This is a genomic window from Nonomuraea sp. NPDC050404, from assembly GCF_040655495.1.
Lineage (GTDB): Bacteria > Actinomycetota > Actinomycetes > Streptosporangiales > Streptosporangiaceae > Nonomuraea.
The window spans coordinates 65,782-82,088 of record NZ_JBFAKB010000037.1 but is presented as its reverse complement, the minus strand read 5'-3'; the positions used below and the strand labels follow the sequence as shown (position 1 = coordinate 82,088).

The 16,307-nt window shown below is 67.7% G+C and carries 10 protein-coding genes and 2 pseudogenes; 4 read left to right on the top strand and 8 right to left on the bottom strand.

The window, feature by feature from the left end; genetic code table 11:
* Positions 1 to 77: 77 nt before the first annotated feature.
* Complete coding sequence (locus AB0I81_RS55805) at positions 78 to 362, bottom strand: hypothetical protein (RefSeq protein ID WP_360677049.1); 285 nt, start codon at positions 360 to 362, stop codon at positions 78 to 80.
* A 24-nt stretch (positions 363 to 386) separates the two neighbouring features.
* A complete protein-coding gene (locus AB0I81_RS55800) occupies positions 387 to 758 on the bottom strand; it encodes a hypothetical protein (protein ID WP_360677047.1) in 372 nt (123 codons plus the stop codon).
* A gap of 882 nt (positions 759 to 1,640) precedes the next feature.
* On the opposite strand from AB0I81_RS55800, the pseudogene AB0I81_RS55795 reads away from it, so the two are divergent.
* The 3 genes and pseudogenes from AB0I81_RS55795 to AB0I81_RS55785 form a co-directional block, all read left to right on the top strand.
* Positions 1,641 to 1,880: pseudogene (locus AB0I81_RS55795) on the top strand (DDE-type integrase/transposase/recombinase); the annotation flags it as partial.
* 363 nt (positions 1,881 to 2,243) lie between these two features.
* Complete coding sequence (locus AB0I81_RS55790) at positions 2,244 to 3,710, top strand: sialidase family protein (protein ID WP_360677045.1); 1,467 nt, start codon at positions 2,244 to 2,246, stop codon at positions 3,708 to 3,710.
* A 749-nt stretch (positions 3,711 to 4,459) separates the two neighbouring features.
* A pseudogene (locus AB0I81_RS55785) lies at positions 4,460 to 5,652 on the top strand (ISAs1 family transposase).
* Between the two features lie 1,223 nt (positions 5,653 to 6,875).
* Here the strand turns inward: AB0I81_RS55785 and AB0I81_RS55780 are convergent.
* Complete coding sequence (locus tag AB0I81_RS55780; protein ID WP_360677043.1) at positions 6,876 to 7,358, bottom strand: hypothetical protein; 483 nt, start codon at positions 7,356 to 7,358, stop codon at positions 6,876 to 6,878.
* A 914-nt stretch (positions 7,359 to 8,272) separates the two neighbouring features.
* Between AB0I81_RS55780 and AB0I81_RS55775 the strand changes: the two genes are divergently transcribed.
* Complete coding sequence (locus AB0I81_RS55775; RefSeq protein WP_360677041.1) at positions 8,273 to 9,175, top strand: GntR family transcriptional regulator; 903 nt, start codon at positions 8,273 to 8,275, stop codon at positions 9,173 to 9,175.
* A gap of 48 nt (positions 9,176 to 9,223) precedes the next feature.
* Here the strand turns inward: AB0I81_RS55775 and AB0I81_RS55770 are convergent, their stop codons facing one another.
* From AB0I81_RS55770 to AB0I81_RS55750, 5 genes are read right to left on the bottom strand one after another with little or no spacing between them, the layout of a single operon-like run.
* A complete protein-coding gene (locus AB0I81_RS55770) occupies positions 9,224 to 11,518 on the bottom strand; it encodes a beta-galactosidase (RefSeq protein WP_360677039.1) in 2,295 nt (764 codons plus the stop codon).
* Between the two features lie 23 nt (positions 11,519 to 11,541).
* Entirely contained in the window at positions 11,542 to 12,546 is a 1,005-nt protein-coding gene (locus AB0I81_RS55765) for a LacI family DNA-binding transcriptional regulator (RefSeq protein ID WP_360677037.1), read from the bottom strand.
* A gap of 25 nt (positions 12,547 to 12,571) precedes the next feature.
* Positions 12,572 to 14,212 carry an ABC transporter ATP-binding protein gene (locus AB0I81_RS55760; RefSeq protein WP_360677035.1) on the bottom strand — a complete coding sequence of 547 codons (1,641 nt, stop codon included), beginning with the start codon at positions 14,210 to 14,212 and terminating at the stop codon, positions 12,572 to 12,574.
* A 14-nt stretch (positions 14,213 to 14,226) separates the two neighbouring features.
* Positions 14,227 to 15,315, bottom strand: coding sequence for an ABC transporter permease (locus AB0I81_RS55755; protein ID WP_360677033.1), 1,089 nt, complete (start codon positions 15,313 to 15,315; stop codon positions 14,227 to 14,229).
* A complete protein-coding gene (locus AB0I81_RS55750; protein ID WP_360677031.1) occupies positions 15,312 to 16,307 on the bottom strand; it encodes an ABC transporter permease in 996 nt (331 codons plus the stop codon). Before AB0I81_RS55750 ends, AB0I81_RS55755 begins: the two co-directional genes overlap by 4 nt.

The following is a 16,307-nucleotide window of genomic DNA, read 5'->3' as shown; positions in this document are numbered from 1 at the left end:
ACTTGGGGGGGGGTGTGGGGCGGGCGGTGGGGGGGGGGGGGGGGGGGGCGCCCCCCCCCCCCCCCCCCCCACAGTTGTCAGAACCAGAGCCACAGGGCGAACACGACGAATGGCGGAGCCGGATAGCGCTGGCACTTGTACGTCTCTGCCAGTCCCATCTCGACGAATTGCCGGCCCAGTTCGTGGCACCTGTTGGGATCGACGAAATTACCCCAGTGGTGCCAGGTCGCGAGGGCCTCGGTGGTGGTGGCCGCCCGCGCGGACCGGACGTCGGTCGCGGTCGCCGGCGAGGCCAGGAGCACGCCGGACAGTACGGTCAGGCCCGCCACGAGCAGGGTGAGCCGTCCTCGGATCGATCGCATGCCGCACTCTCTTCCCTGCTGCTCTCAGCAACTCTGCCTGATGACCCGTGAGGTCTTGATCCTTACGCCAGGGGCCGCGCTGTCCCGCTCGATGATGGTGCGGAAGTTGTGCGTGCCGGTCCCCGCGCAGTTGAAGCTGACGTACTGGTCGTAGCCGGGGCCGTTGACGGTGCGGGTCGACAGGTAGTCCCACCACTCCCAGCCGCGCTCCCACTGGATCGATATCTTCGCGGTCGCGTTCGCGGGGCAGTCGGACAGGCTCCCGAACCCCCAGATGTGATTTCCGCTGCGGTAGGTGTAGCCGATCTGTACGTCACACGCGGCGGCCTGAACGGACGACGCCGTGAACGCGATGCTCGACGAGGCGAGAACAAGCGCACCGAACAAGTACGACACTGCGCGCCCCGCTCTCCTGGCTGTCTTCGGCATACTCCGATCTCCTTTACGTGAGCTTATGAACTCATTTGAAAATAAACTGAGATGAAGGAGACGTCAACTGGTGTGGATGAAAAGGTCGAACCGCATCAGCTGAGACGGATTCAGGCTTGCAGCGTTGTCGCGGCTGATCCGCTGCCGTCGATGGGCGGAAGTCTTCCCCGTCACGCCAGCGACGATCTTGCGCTGGCAACCGCACCCTCGTGGCCGGTTAATGGACCTTCACCGACAGGCGACGCCCGGGACGTCCCTGCACCCGCCGGCCGGTCAAGGCACTGATCGTTCGGATGGCGCGGGAGAACCCGACCTGGGGGCACAGAAGAATCCAAGGCGAGTTGGCGCGCCTGGGTTACCCGAACGCCGCCTCCACGGTGTGGGAGGGCATGCGTGCGGCGGGTATCGATCCGGCGCCCCGCCGAGCCGGGCCGAGCTGGCGGCAGTTCCCGGCCGCGCAAGCTCACGCGATCATCGCGTGTGACTTCCTGGTGGTCGAGACCCCTCCCTGCCAAAATGGACAGAGGTAGCAAATAGGCATGAAACTCTGTGCTGAGGGTGGGGAAGGAGACATCCCTTCGTGGGAGCAAGCAAGCCGGATCCGGAGGTTCCTGATCCTCAGGTGCGTGAACGAGGGCGTCCGCGTTCCTACTCCGCCGCTTACAAGGCCCGGATCCTGGAGGAGTACGACCGTCTGGACAAGGCGGGCAAGGGCGCGTTGCTGCGCAGGGAGGGCCTGTACTCGTCGCTGATCTCCAGCTGGCGCACCGCGCGGGATCACGGTGCGGAGCAGGCGCTGGCCCGGCCGGTCGGACGGCCGAAGGCCGACCCGCGGGACAAGCGAACATGTACCGGATCCTGCGCGAGCACGGCGAGGTGGGCACCGACCGGCGCCGGCAGGCCACCCATCCGCCCCGGGCGGTGCCCGAGCTGGTCGCCGACGCCCCCAACCGGGTCTGGGCCTGGGACATCACCAAACTCCGCGGCCCGGACAAGGGCCTCTGGTACTGCCTCTACACGATCATCGACCTGTTCAGCCGCTACGTCGTCGGCTGGATGGTCGCCTCCCGCGAATCGGCTGACCTGGCCAGACACCTCGATAACAACACCTTGCGATGGTTGCAGCGGCTGCCTTGGTCATGCAGCAAACCCCAGTTCAGAGCACTAAACCGTATTTCCGAGCGGGACACAGTGGCGGTGTGGCCCTTACAAGCGAAACCCGGGCGCAACGCCAGCGGATGACTACGCAGCGGCTTCTCTGTTGCCAGGCCGGTCAACCGGGCCGTCATAAGTAGCCGCAGTTCAGAGCATATTTTCTCCTCATTTCTCATTTCTCATGGGAAAGTCGATCATGTTCTTGTAATGTTCGCTGCGTCGTACGACGGGCTCGGGGCACGCTCCCTTGGCTTGCCGGTGACGACTCTGCACATTCAACGAATATGAGGAATGCTCGTGATTCGAAGCCTTGCGGTCGTGTTACCGGCAGCGGCCCTCTTGCTCGCCTGCACCGCCGCCTACCCCGCCGTGGCGGACAGCGCCGACATCGATCGGCCCATCATCGTCGAAACCGTCTCGGGCACCAGCCCGCTACCCGCAGGCTGCGGACTTCCGCCGGCCGACGGCTACATCCTGAACCCGAACACCGAGGTCCTCCCCGCGCTGGCCCGCGACCCGAACCGGCCGCAGCACCTCGTCACGGTGTACCAGCAGGATCGATGGAACCGCTACGGCAGCAACGGCGCGGTCACCGCCGTGTCGGACGACTACGGCCAGACCTGGCAGCGCTCCACGAACCTGCCCGCCTTCTCCCGGTGCAACGGCGGCACCAGCGCCAACGGCGGCGACTACGACGTCACGACGGACAACTGGGTCACCGTCACGCCCTCGGGCGCGGCGGTCGCGGCGTCCCTGTCGATGTCCCGAGCCGGGGACGTGACCGCCATCCTGGTGTCCCGCTCCGGCGACGGCGGCCACACCTGGGAGACGCCGGTCACCCTGCAGCGCAACGACGACCCCAACTTCTTCAACGACCGGCCGACGGTGACCGCCGACCCGTACCACCCCGGCGTGGTCTACGCGGTGTGGGACCGGGTCGACCAGGAGACGACCAACGGCACCTCAACCTGGAAGCAGCCGGTCTACCTGGCCAAGTCGACCGACGACGGCCGCACCTGGACCACCGGCAAGGTCGTCGACATGCCGGCCAACAGCGGAGTCATCGGCACCCAACTCGTGACGCTCCCGGACGGGACACTGCTGATCGGCATGCACCACGAGACCGACACCGAAGCCTCCACCCAGGTCATCCGCTCCACCGACGGCGGCAAGACCTGGTCGGCACCGACGCTGAACATCCCCGCCCCGTTCGCCGTCGGCGTCCGCATCCCCGACCCGGACAACTCCGGCGACCCGATCCGCAACGCCGCCCTGCCGCTGCTCGCCGCCCGGCCGGGCACCCAGAACGTCAACGCCGTGTGGCCCAGCCAGGAAACCGACGGCACCTTCCACGTCGCCTACTCGCGGTCGGCCGACGGCGGCAAGACCTGGTCCACCCCGATCCGCCTGGACAAGACGCCCACCGGCTCCGCCGCCGTACCGGTCGTCGCCGCCTCCGAAACCGGCGCCGTCGCGGTCACCTACTACGACTTCCGCAACAACACCTCCGACCCCGCCACCCTGCCCACCGACATGTGGGCCGTGACCTGCTCGAACAACTGCACGAAGCCCGGCTCCTGGCGTGAGAAGCACCTCGAAGGACCGTTCGACGCCCGGAAGGTCCCCTCCACCAGCGTGGGCCGCCTGCTCGGCGACTACACCGGCCTCGTCGCCGCCGGCAACGCCTTCACGGCCGTGTACGGCGTCTCCACCAGCGACGCCGCCAACCCGGTCGACCTGCACAGCGTGATCTTCTCCCACTGATCACAACCCCGCTGATCACGAGCGCGCTGACAACGACGGCGCTGATCGCCAAGAGTCGATAGAGCGACGGGGTCCGGTTCCACCGGGCCCCGTCTCCTCGTGCCAGCCGGTCCTGATCAAGTGCAGCAGCCAGTGGCTGTCGTGGTCGAGTTCCTGCGGCCTTGCGACTGTCGGAAATGGGTGTGCCCAGTCATCGCGGCTGGAGCGATCAGCGGGCCGTCGATGACGCCCTGCCGGCCTTCGCGTGCTTCGCCCGCGAAGGGCTCATCCAGCCGCGACGGTGCTGTCCGGCGCAGCAGCGGCCCCCGACGCCGCCGAGTCGCTGCGGCTGTGCAACGCTGCGCCTGCCGGAATTCGATCCATGCTGGTCAAGCGGCATGTGAGTAGCAGCGGCGCTGTTTGGTTCAGGGCTCTGTGCTGGTTGTAGGTACAAGTCTTCGCACTCGCGTAGAGCGTGCCGCAGGTGGTGTTCGTTCCATACGAGGCAGCGGTCGAGAAGCTCATGACGGCACGACTGCACTGACCGCCTCCTGATCGACTTCATGCGTGGTATTGGGATGCCGGTGATCACGGTCTTGATGCCGGCTTCGGCCAGGATCTCAAGGCCGTTGCGTTCTCGGCTGATGGGACACGCGCGGGGTCGATGAAGCCGGGCGGTTGAGGGCGCCCCGGCGGGCAGATGGCAAACGCGACCCCTGAAGATCGTTGGGTGTCTACGCCAGTCGATCAAGAACAGGGGCCGCGTTCGCGTGCCATCATCCCCGATCGACGTGCTCGCCCGCCACCTGGAGCACGTCACCGTCACCGATCCACCGACTGACCTGCCCACACTCGCCGAGCTCCTGGACACTGTCCCGGACCCGAGAAGCCGCCGGGGCCGCCGCTACCGGCTCGGCCCCTTACTGGCGGTATCCCTCCTCGCCGTGCTCGGCGGAGCAACCTCCCTGGCCAAGATCGCCCGTTTCATCGCCGGATACGACCCCGACCTGCGCTCCCGGGCCGGGCTGCCCGGCACCGTCCAACCGGCGGCCAGCACCCTGGGACGGCTGTTCGCCCGCCTGGACGGCGACGCCTTCGACGCTGCGACCTGCACCTATCTGGCCACGCTTGCCGACTGCGGCCCGCCCGCCACCACCAACGACCGGCCTCCGACCCGGACCGCGCTCACCGGCCTGGCCGTGGACAGCAAGACCTTGCGCGGCAGCCGCACCGGCGAGAGCGCCATCCACCTGCTGGCCGCCACCCGCCACGACACGCAGACCGTCGTGGCCCAACAACAGGTCAAGGCCAACAGCAATGAGATCCCCGCGTTCACACCCCTGCTGTCCCGCCTGGATCTGACCGGCATGGTGGTCACCGCCGACGCCCTGCACACCAGCACGACCACGCCCACCACATCATCGCCGCCGGCGGCCACTATCTGTTCATCGTCAAGGGCAACCAGCCCACGCTCCTGCGCCGCCTCAAGGCCCTGCCCTGGCGCGAGGCCATCCTGAACGACCGCACCGACGAGCAGGGCCACGGCCGCCGCGAGATCCACCGCATGAAGATCTGCACCGTCCGCCCGGGCCTGCCCTTCCCGCACACCGCCCAGGCCATCCAGGTCAAACGACGCCGCACCGACCACCGCACCGGCAAGACCACCATCGTCACCATCTACGCCATCACCAGCCTGCCACCAGGCCGTGCCACGCATGCCCAGCTCGCCGCCCTGATCCGCGGCCATAGGGGCATCGAGGCTCTGCACCACATCCGCGACGTCACCTACCGCGAAGACGCCTCCCGCATCCGCACCGGCACCGCACCCCGCGCCATGGCCAGCCTGCGCAACCTCGCCATCGGCCTGGCCCGCCTGATCGGCTGGACCAACATCGCCGCCGCCACCGACCACTACCGCAGCCACCCAGCAGACGCTCTTCAGCTACTCGGTTTCACCACATGAGAACGCAACGGCCCTGAGCATAAGCATGGTGAACATTTCTGTTTTTGCAGAACTATTTGCCGCTCACTTGGCGCCATGTCATGCTCTGGTAGTTCAATGATCGATGAAGAGTAGACGCGAAATGAATCAACAGAGCGGCGCCCGATAGGCCAATGATGGCGTGTGGCGCATCACCTACTGGCTCTATTTGAATTCGCGAGGAGAGATCAATGAGCGTTGCACTTCGCACGGCCACTTCCGCAGTAGCCATGAGCACGGCACTCCTGATGACGTTACTGGCGACGGCGGGTAGCGCGACCGCCGGGGCGGTGTCACCGAAGCCCGTCACCCCGACGGACCAGATTATCGGCGGCGACTCGACCTTGAAGTCCCGACCGCTCAAGGACGCCGAAGAGTCCGATACACGACCAAAATCGAACGGCCATGCTGGACCAGCTTCATCCCCCTCAATCCGCAGGGTGGACCGTTGTGGCAGTACTACAACAACTGCGGCGCGCATGGCGCGTGGGTGACCACCGGATATTGGTGGCAGGGGGAGTTGTATCCCAACAAGACTTCGTGCACATGGGTGGCGCCGAGTAGCAATCTGCACGATCACGATATGATCATCTGGCACTATCCATATACCATTGCCGAAGGAGCTCAGTACGTAACCGTGTTCTGCTGAGCGTGTCCAGCGGTCTGCGGTTGATCGCTGTGAACAGGTGATCCCCGGAGAGCGAGCAGCCTCCGTCCTGCTTGGTGAGCAGGGCGGAGGCTGTAGCGATCGAGCGGAGGCATCACCCGAGCACTGCGCCTGCCGACAAGCCCATCCATGCTGGAGTTCATGCGCGGCTGGAGCGGGCCGGGGGCGCCCAGGTCGCTTGGGCCGGCAGATACCGGCGTGGCGACGTCCTATCAGGTCGCGGGTGCCGGCGCAGGACGGTTTCCGGCTGGATGAGAAGCCGCAGCTGTCGTACGCGCTTCCGTGTCCCGGGTGGCCTGAGGCCGCGTACGGCACGCGAAACCGGCGGAGCCCGGAATCGACGAGTGGCAGGAGCGAGGCCCTCTCCCTGCCGCCAGTGAACGGCACAGCGCCACCCCCGCGGGTACAACCTCGCGGGGATGGCGCCACGGTGACACGTCACAGAGCGTATCCAGCCCTCGGGCCGGCACGGTACGACGCGTTGATGATCAGCCCCCGGCCGTCGGCGAGGACACCACCGAAAGCCGGGCCAAGTTTTCTAGCAGAACTTGGTCACGTATGTCGCGCCGGAGGCGACTGTGCTGCTGTAATACCAAACTTTCAGGTCCGAGTTATTGGAGTTGTTGCTCGGCTGCACCCAGGTGCACGAAGCGGTCGGGTAGAAGGTCGGGTTTCCTGCCATGTAGAAGCCGGGCTGAACCCAAGCGCCATGGTTGGCGCAGTTGTTGTAGTACTGATACATCGGCTTGCCGTGCGGATTGACCGGGTCGAACGAGGTCCAGCACAGGAAGTTCTTGACGCTGATCCCGGACTGCTTGCCGCCCTCGGACGGAGCCGCCTTTAAGGACGGGTCGGCCTCGCCCACCGGGCCACCCGAGGCGACGGGCTTGGACGACGTTTCCCCAGCAGGCTGCGGGGGCGATGCAGCCCCGGCCGGGATGCTGCCCACCGCCAGGGACGCCATCGCGAGAGCGGCGGTCATGGTAGCCATATAGGCGGCCTTGCGGAATGTGACGCTCATTTGCAACTCCAAACGCAGTTCGAATGAACCCGACGGTAATGTGGGGCCTTTTCTGACAGCCTCTAAAAAGTGGCGCCGTCCTCCCTTCTTTCCTCTGACGCCAGCTCGGTCTTGCCGACGCTTTTATGATCGTGTCAGGGCGCTACAAGGGAATCAATTACTTGGATGAAAATCGAAGAGTTGACCCTGTGCGGCTCGTTGAAAGCGGCTTGATCCGACCCGATCGTCCCCTTTATGGCTTTCTTGGCTTTCCACGCGAACCGCGCCGGACTCCTTCGGGCCGCGCGTTCCACCACGGCCCCCACGTCCGTGGTGGAAGCCGACCTCGTTCACCTGATCAGGGCCGGGCCACAGAGGGGTGCATCGCATCGTCGTGACCGTGTGTGATCGCCAGGACCCGCACCGGCTGCCCGGTGGCCGGGGCGGTCGTCTCCCACTCCTGCCCAGGTTCGTCATGATGCGGGCGGAGGCGCGGCACATGCCGATGAGGATCCAGGCTCGCCTGGACGAAACCGGAGCGCAGTGCCGCGCGGGCCGTCTCGGTGGCGACGCCGCGACCTCAGTGGGACCGTCCGAGCGGCCGGCCGATCTCCACGGTGGGCAGCGCCTCGGCAGGAACTTGGGGATCGTCAGCCCTGTGGGGCTCAAGAACACGATTCGTCGCCGGCGCCGGGGTTCATCGCCTGGTCGGGCCGGGCGTTCCTGGGAGCGTGGGCGACTGGTTCGGGTTGCCTGGGATCATCGTGCGTGCTCTTGTCCACGGTGTACGCCATCACTCGACGTCTGCTGTCTCTGCCCGCGTTGTTGTTTCGCAGTGACGTCTCCAAGGCGGCGGAATTGCTGGTGCTCAGGCACGAGAACGCAGTCCTGCGCCGTCAGATCCCACGAGTGCGCTGTGAGTCGGCCGATCGCCTGTGGCTGGCGGCGCTCTGGTCTCTGATGCCCCGACGCCGCTGGGCGAAGATCTTTTCGATCTCCCCGGCTACCCTGCTGACCGGGCACCGCAGGCTCGTGGCGAACACGTGGGACTACAACTGGCGGCGCCGTCCCGGGAGGCCGCCGACTGCGGCTGCGGTCAAGGTCCTGGTGCTGCGCATGGCCGCCGACAACCCCGCCTGGGGCCACAGGCGGATCCACGGCGGACTGACCCGCCTCGGTCACAAGATCGCCGCTTCTCCCGGGTGGAACCTCCTGAACCAGGCCGGGATCGACCCCGCATCCGGGAGGCCATCTTCAGCGGGGCCTACGCCCCCGGCGCCCCACTGCGGGAGGTGGAGCTGTCCGGCACGCTGGACGTCAGCCGCGGTCCGGTGCGCGAGGCGCTGCGCTCGCTCGAATACGAAGGCTTGGTCCGCTCCGAATGGCACCGCGGCACCACGGTGACCACCCTGTCACCCGAAGATGTCGCCGAGCTCGACAGCCTGCGCGGCGCCCTGGAAGACCTCGCCGTCCGGCAGGTCATCGCACACGCCTCCGAGGAGGACCTCACCGCCATCGACAAGACGGCCGGCCTCATGGACCGCGCCGCGGACGAACACGAGATGGTGCGGCTGGACATCGCCTTCCACGACGCCGTCTTCGCCGCGGCCCGGCACCAGCGCCTTGCCGAGGCGTGGCAGGCCGTTCGCTGCCAGGTCCACCTGTTTCTGCTGACCCGGATCAACCTCAGCACCCAGGGATACCTCGAGTGCATCCCGCGCGAGCACCGCCAGCTGGTCACCGCCCTGCGCTCGCGCGACACCACGACCGCGCTGGAGCTGTTCGCCGCCCACCGCCGCCACGCCGTCGAGGTCCTCTCCGATGCGGGTGCCGATTAATCATCCGCGTGCGGCAACAACATGATCCGCAGACAAGCCGGCACAGAATTAGCCCAGCTCAACCCCCTTCATCACAGGGACAGGTCCCGCAGCGTCGGGTCTTTGGGTCCGGTAGTCGATCACCGTGGCCGAGACGATGTGCGCACTCAGCTCCGCCCGCTGCTTCTCCGCAGACTCGGGCAGCCGTACCGGCGTCCGCTCGTCCAGGGGGTAGATCATGACTTCCACCTCGACCGCCGGCGCGCCATCCGCCGGGGTGACGTCGATGTCCCACGGCGCGCCGTCCCAGAACAGGTCCTCCGTGCGATCCCCGATGGTGGCGGTGGCCACGTCGCCGACCAAGTCCAGGCGCAGGAGCACACGCTCACCCACCAGCGTGTCCGTGGGCAGGGTGATCGTGTAGCGGGCCGCGTGGGCGGCGAACGTGCGCGCGTCGGGTGCCGAGGCGCGACCGGGGACGGTGATCGGGCGTTCCGGCGGCGAGGTGGCCTCGGTCGCCCGGATCACCTTCACGGGGACGGGAACGCGGGGCCGGTCGATCTCGTACCGCTCGAAGGCGTGTCCGTCGAACAGCTCGACCGTGGCCGGACCGGTGCTGATGGCGGCCGGCTGCTCGTCCTCCAGTACCACGATGTCGGCCTCGGAGATGGCCAGCCGCTCGCCGCCGAGCGGCCAGGCGTGCCGGGCGTCGTCGGCGTCGAGGACCAGCAGCCGCAGCCGCGCCCCTTCGGGCGTCTCGATGAGGAGCGTCTCCCGCGAGCCGGGCAGGTCCTCGAGGATCACCTCCCCGTCCCGCTCCAGCACCGGATGGCCGCTCACCCGCGTTCCGGCGGGCAGCGCGAGGTGTCCGGGCACCCCGTGCGACTTCGTCAGGACCAGCACGTCTTCCAGCAGGGTCAGGATGCTGAGGGTGGCCCAGTTGATGGTGACGCCGTGCACGTCGAGGCGGACCGGCCAGCACGTGAACGTGCCGCTGGGCAGGTCGATCGGCCGGTGCGGGAACACGACGCGGGCCTCGTCGAGGTCGATGCCGAACCGCACGCCGTGGTGGGCGGGCAGCGGTTCGTAGGGTTGGTGGTTGTTGATGAAGACGAACGCTTCGCGCCCGTCCGAGCGTAGCGACCAGCGCAGCGTCTCCCGGTCGTGGGCGTTGAGCGTGCCGGGGATGGTGGCGTTCATGCCGGCCAGCCGGTCGCCGAACGCGGCCAGGAAGGCGTGCTGGTTGCGCAGCAGGTGGAAGCTGTCGCGGGTCTGCAGGTGGGCGCCGATCGGGGCGTGGAAGTCGTAGTTGTACGTCGGCAGGTCGTTGGGGTAGCCGGTGGCCTGGGATTCCTGCAGGCCGGGGCGGGGGTTGGCGCCTCCGGCGTACATGTAGTAGCCCTGCCAGGCCGAGCCGCTGCCGAGCTTGCACAGGGCCACGGCGGCGATGTCGGCGCCGGTGGGCCAGGGGCGGCGGTGGTAGGCGGTGGCCATGCCGCCGCCCAGCTCGCAGGTGGCGGCCGGGAAGTCGGGGTGTTTGGCGCCGGGCACGCCGCTACTCTTGTCGCCCGCGAGGTCTTTGCCGATGCCGGGGTCGTCCCACTGGTGGGAGAAGTGGAAGTGGGTGCGGAAGGAGTCGTGCCAGTCGTCGGCGGTGTCCACCCAGAAGCCGTCGGCGTAGCCGCCGTACAGAGGGAAGACCTCGCCGACCGGGATGTCGGCGCTGCCCCACGCGGTCGCGGTCCACAGCGGGGCGTGCAGGCCGCTGTCGCGGGCGATGCCCTTGAGGGTACGGATGTGGCCGGGCTGGTCGTACAGCTCGTTCTCGATCTGGATGCCGATGATCGGCCCGCCGGGACCGCAGAGCTCGCCGAGTTCCCGGCCCAGGTGCCCGAACCAGCGGCGTACCTCGGCCAGGTAGGCCGGGTCGTCGCTGCGCGCCGGGGCCAGCCAGTCGGGCAGGCCGCCGTTGCGCACCTCGCCGTGACACCACGGCCCGACCCGTACGATCACCTCCAGGCCGGTCTCCTGGCACGAGCGTACGAACGCGGCCACGTCGAGCCCGCCGCCGAACTCCGGCTCCTGGTCCTGGCGCTCCTGGTGGTGGATCCAGAACACATAGGTGGAGACCACATCGATCCCGCCCGCCCTCATCAGGCGTAGCGCCTCCCGCCAGCGGCGCCGGGGGACGCGGCTGTAGTGCAGTTCGCCGGTCACAGGGATCCAGCGGCGGCCGTCACGCCACAGGGAACGGCTGGTCAAGGCGAGACCGGGCCGCCGGTCCTCGATGCCGGCCATGGCGGGGCGGGTCTCGGGGAGGTCCCACGGGACGTGCTTCACGGCATGGGTAACCGGGTACTTCATGAAAACCTTTCGAAGAAAACGTTTTAAGCGCTCGCGCGGCGGACCAGTCTGGTCGGCACGTCCACGGACGGCATGTCGCGCCCGTCGATGCGGCCCAGGATGGTCTCCACCACCGATTCGGCGCCGCCGGGAACGGGCGCGACAGTGGTGAGCGGTGGGTTGAGCCCCGCGGCGGCGGGGATGTCGTCGAAGCCGACCACGGCCAGATCATTCGGGATGGTGCGGCCCGACTCATGCAGACAGCGCATGGCGCCGATCGCCAGCACGTCGGCGGCGACGAACAGTCCGTCCACGTCGGGGAAGCGTTCCAGGAGGTCACGGCAGGCGGCGTAGCCATCGGCCCGGGTGAAGGCGCCGGCCACGGCCACCCGCTCCGGACCGTCGAGGATACCTCGGGCGGCGTCCAGCCTGACTCGGGCGCCGGCTGAGGCGAGAGGCCCCGCGATGATCCCGATGCGTTCGCGTCCGATGCCGAGCAGGTGCTCCACGGCCTGCGTCGCGCCCATCCGGTCGTCGGTGGCCACATAGGGCAGACCGGGCCGCGGCTCCTCGAACAGCCGGCCGGTCGTGACGAACGGCACGTCCGCCTCGGTGAGCAGCGGGATCAGCGGATCGTCAGGGTCGGCGCTGATCAGGATGGCGCCGTCGACGTGCCGCGCCTGCGCGTGCCGGACGACGTGGGCACGCTCCTCGTCCTGGTCGGCGAACATGAGCACCGCGCTCTTGCCCCGCATGGTCAGCTGTTTGGTGACCCCCTCGAGCCGCGAGGTGAAGACCGTGTTCTCGGCCAGCATGCTGATCGGCTCCGACAGCACGCAGGCCACGCAGTTGGAACGGGCGAAGGCGAGGTTCTGGGCACTCCTGTTGGGCACGAACCCGAGCTGCTCGATCGCGTCCAGCACCGCCGCGCGGGACGACGGACTGACCCAGTTGTGACCGTTGATGACGCGGCTTACCGTGCCCTTGGACACTCCCGCGGCCTCGGCGACGTCGTTGATCGTCGGGCGGTTGTTCGAGGCGTAAGCCATGATGTCATTCTCTCATTCGTGTCCGTCATGAGGCGTACAGCCGGGGATCGGGCACTGGGACCGCGTCCAGCAATTCTCGTGTGTAGTCCTCCTGCGGGTCGCTGAAGAGGGCAGCCGTGGTGTTGACCTCGACCAGCCTGCCGTACCGCATGACGGCGACCCGGTCGCAGATCGCTTCGACGACGGACAGGTCGTGGCTGATGAACAGGTACGTCAGTCCCAGCTCCTCTTGTAGCCGCTGGAGCAGTTCGAGGATCTGGGCGCGTACCGACACGTCCAGGGCCGAGACGGCCTCGTCGGCGATGACCAGCCGCGGCTCGGTGATCAGGGCGCGGGCGATGTTGACCCGCTGTCGCTGGCCGCCGGAGAAGGCATGCGGGTAGCGGTTCATGTGGTCGGGGTGGAGCCCCACCGTCTCCAGCGCCCGCGCCACTCGTTCCTTGATCTCTCCGCCTTTGGCCAGGCCGTTGACGCGCAACGGGTCGGCGATGATGTCCAGGAGGGTCATGCGGGGATTGAGCGAGGTGTACGGGTCCTGGAAGATCATGCGGACCTGCGTACGGAGCTTCTTGAGCGCACGTTTGCCCAGCGCCGCGATGTCGTGTTCGGCGCCGTCGGCATCCCAGTAGGTGATGTCGCCCGAGCTGGGTTTCTGGGCCGCCACCAGGCAGCGCCCCGTGGTGGTCTTGCCTGATCCGGATTCGCCGACGAGGCCGAGCGTCTCTCCGGCGTAGATGTCGAAACTCACCCCGCGTACGGCGTGGACCTGCCCGTCGAAGGTGACGTACAGGTCGTCGACGGCGGCGATCCTGGGTGGTGCCTGGTCCTCAGGGACGGGGGACGTGACACGACTGCGTGCTTTCCACGCGGTGGGACGAGAGCCGAGCAGGTGTTTGGTGTAGTCGTGGCGCGGGTCATGGAAGATCTGGTCGACCTCGCCGTGCTCGACGACGTCGCCGTCACGCATCACTGCCACGGTGTCGGCCACCCGCGCCACCACTCCGAGGTCGTGGGTGATGAACAGCATGGACAACTCCTCCGTGGCCTTGATCTCGTCGAGCAGGTCGAGGATCTTGGCCTGGGTGGTGACGTCGAGCGCCGTCGTGGGCTCGTCCGCGATCAGCAGGCGCGGCTCGCAGGCCAGGGCGATGGCTGTCATGACGCGCTGGCACATCCCGCCCGAGAGCTGGAACGGGTAGCTCGTCATGCGGGCTTCGGGCTGTGGGATCCCCACCTTTGCCAGCAATCGGACACCGCGTTCCCACGCCTGCGCCTTGTCCAGGCCGAGGTGAATGCGCAGCACTTCCACCAGATGGCCGCCCACGGTGTACATGGGGGACAGCGACGCCATCGGCTCCTGGAAGATCATCGAGATCTGCCGGCCGCGGATCGCCCGGATCTCCGGGCCGCGCGGATCCAGCGACAGCAGATCGATGCTTTCGCCGCCGGGATCGGAGGTGAACATCGCCGTGCCGTGCTCGATACGGCCGCCCGGGTCCAGGATCTGCAGCAGCGAGCGCGCCGTGACGCTCTTGCCGCTGCCCGACTCCCCGACGATCGCCAGGGTGGTGCCGCGCGGCAGGTCGAAGCTCACGTCGTTCACGGCCTCGACCGTGGTGTCGTGGTGGTGGAAGCGGGTACGCAGGTTCTCGACCTTGAGGATCATGCCGTTCCTTCTCGTCATCGGCTGTAGGGGTCGGCGGCGTCGCGCAGTCCGTCGCCGAGGAAGTTCAGGGCCAGGACGACGACGATGACGGCCAGGCCGGGCAGGAGCAGCCATGGCGCCGTCGTGACGGCTCGCAGGTTCTGCGATTCCTGGAGCAGCACGCCCCAGCTCACGTCGGGCGCCTGGATGCCCAGCCCGAGGAAGGACAGCGCGGTCTCGGCGAGGATCATCCCAGGGATCGACAGGGTCAGGGAGGCGATGAGGTGGCTGCTCATGGAGGGCAGCAGATGGCGGCGGATGATCCGGGCCGCCGAGGAGCCGTCCAGCCGGGCGGCGGTGACGTACTGCTCCTCGCGCAGGGCCAGGAATCTGCCGCGGACCACTCTGGCCAGGTCGGTCCAGCCGATGACCGCGACGATGAGGGTGATCGCGAAGTACCGCTGAAGGGCTGACCAGTCCGTCGGCAGCGCGGCGGCCAGGCCGAGCCAGAGCGGCAGTGTCGGCATGGACATGAAGAACTCGATGACCCGCTGGATCGCGGTGTCGGTCTTGCCGGCCCGGTAGCCGGAGATGCCGCCGAGCGTGATGCCGATGACGAACGCGATGGCCACGCCGAGCAGGCCGATCGTCATGGATGTCCGGGCGCCGTAGGCCATCAGCGAGGCGATGTCGTGGCCGGTGCGATCCGAGCCGAGGAAGTACACGGTCTGCGACGGGTCGACCGGGCCGATCAGGTGCCGATCGAGGGTCAGGCCGAGCACCGAGTATTCGCTTCCCTTGACGAACAGGCCGATGTCGATGCGCCGGGAGGTGTCGGTCGTCCAGGTGATGTCGAGCGTTTCGGGATCCTGGGTTGCTCGCTGGCCGTAGGTGTGCGGGCCGAAGCCGTCGTCGCCGAACAGGTGCAGGGCCTGTGGCGGTGCGTACGTGCGGTCCGCGACGAAGTGCTCGGTGTCGTACGGTGCGATGAACCCGGCGAAGACGACCACGAGGTAGGTGAGCACCGTGACCACGAGGCCCGCCATGGCCAGCTTGTGCCGCTTGAAGGCCCGCCACACCAACCTCGACTGGGACAGGACCGCTTCATTGGTGGAGGTGCTCATATCTTCTGCCCCAGGCGGATGCGCGGGTCGAGGAGGCCCAGCGCGATGTCGGAGATGAGGGTGCCCACCACGGTCAGCGCGCTGACGATCAGCAGGATCGATCCGGCCAGGAACATGTCCTGGCTGGTGAGGGCCCGCGTGAGCAGGGGGCCGGTGGTCGGCAGGGACAGGACCTGGGACACGATCACCTCGCCGGAGACCAGGCCGGGCAGCACCCAGCCGATGGTGGAGACGAACGGGTTGAGCGCGACCCGCAACGGATAGCGCCACAGCAGCCGCCGCTCGGGGATGCCGCGCGCTCTGGCCGCCACCACATAGGGCTTGTGCAACTCATCCAGCAGGTTCGCCCGCAGGATCCGCATCAGCCCGGCCGTGCCCGCGGCGCCGAGGACGACGATCGGGATCCACAGGTGCGCCAGCAGGTCGAGGACCTTGCCGAGGTTCCACTGGGCGTCGGCGTACTCGGCGGAGAACAGCCCGCCGACCGGCTGGTCGAAGACGGTGGAGCTGACCCAGGCGAAGACGAGCGCGATGAGGAAGTTGGGCACGGCGATGCCGAGGAAGCCGAGCACGGTGATCAGGTAGTCGCCCGCGGTGTACTTGCGCACGGCCGAGAAGATCCCGGCTGCGAAGGCCAGCACCCAGGTGAACAGCATCGTCGTCACCGCCAGCAGCACGGTCAGCGGCAGGCGCTGGGCCAGCAGGCTGGCGACCGACTGGTTCCACTCGAAGGAGGAGCCGAAGTCACCGTGGAACAGCACGTTGGAGATCCATTTGCCGTACTGCACGTAGAACGGCGCATTGAGCCCGTATCGCTCCGACAACGCGGCGACCTGGGCCTCGTTGATCGCTTGCCCGGAGGCTTGCAGCCCGGCCACGTACGTGGTCAGGTAGTCGCCCGGCGGGAGCTGGATGACGCCGAACGCCGCGACCGAGATCAGGAACAGCACCACCACGAAGTAGAGCAGGCGTCGGGCGAGGTATCTCCCCAT

What these genes read in the sequence shown, in the direction of transcription:
- AB0I81_RS55805 (WP_360677049.1), bottom strand. Translation starts at nt 362, where the DNA reads ATGCGATCGATCCGAGGACGGCTCACCCTGCTCGTGGCGGGCCTGACC.
- AB0I81_RS55750 (WP_360677031.1), bottom strand. Translation starts at nt 16,307, where the DNA reads ATGGGGAGATACCTCGCCCGACGCCTGCTCTACTTCGTGGTGGTGCTG.
- AB0I81_RS55760 (WP_360677035.1), bottom strand. Translation starts at nt 14,212, where the DNA reads ATGATCCTCAAGGTCGAGAACCTGCGTACCCGCTTCCACCACCACGAC.
- AB0I81_RS55755 (WP_360677033.1), bottom strand. Translation starts at nt 15,315, where the DNA reads ATGAGCACCTCCACCAATGAAGCGGTCCTGTCCCAGTCGAGGTTGGTG.
- AB0I81_RS55780 (WP_360677043.1), bottom strand. Translation starts at nt 7,358, where the DNA reads ATGAGCGTCACATTCCGCAAGGCCGCCTATATGGCTACCATGACCGCC.
- AB0I81_RS55765 (WP_360677037.1), bottom strand. Translation starts at nt 12,546, where the DNA reads ATGGCTTACGCCTCGAACAACCGCCCGACGATCAACGACGTCGCCGAG.
- AB0I81_RS55770 (WP_360677039.1), bottom strand. Translation starts at nt 11,518, where the DNA reads ATGAAGTACCCGGTTACCCATGCCGTGAAGCACGTCCCGTGGGACCTC.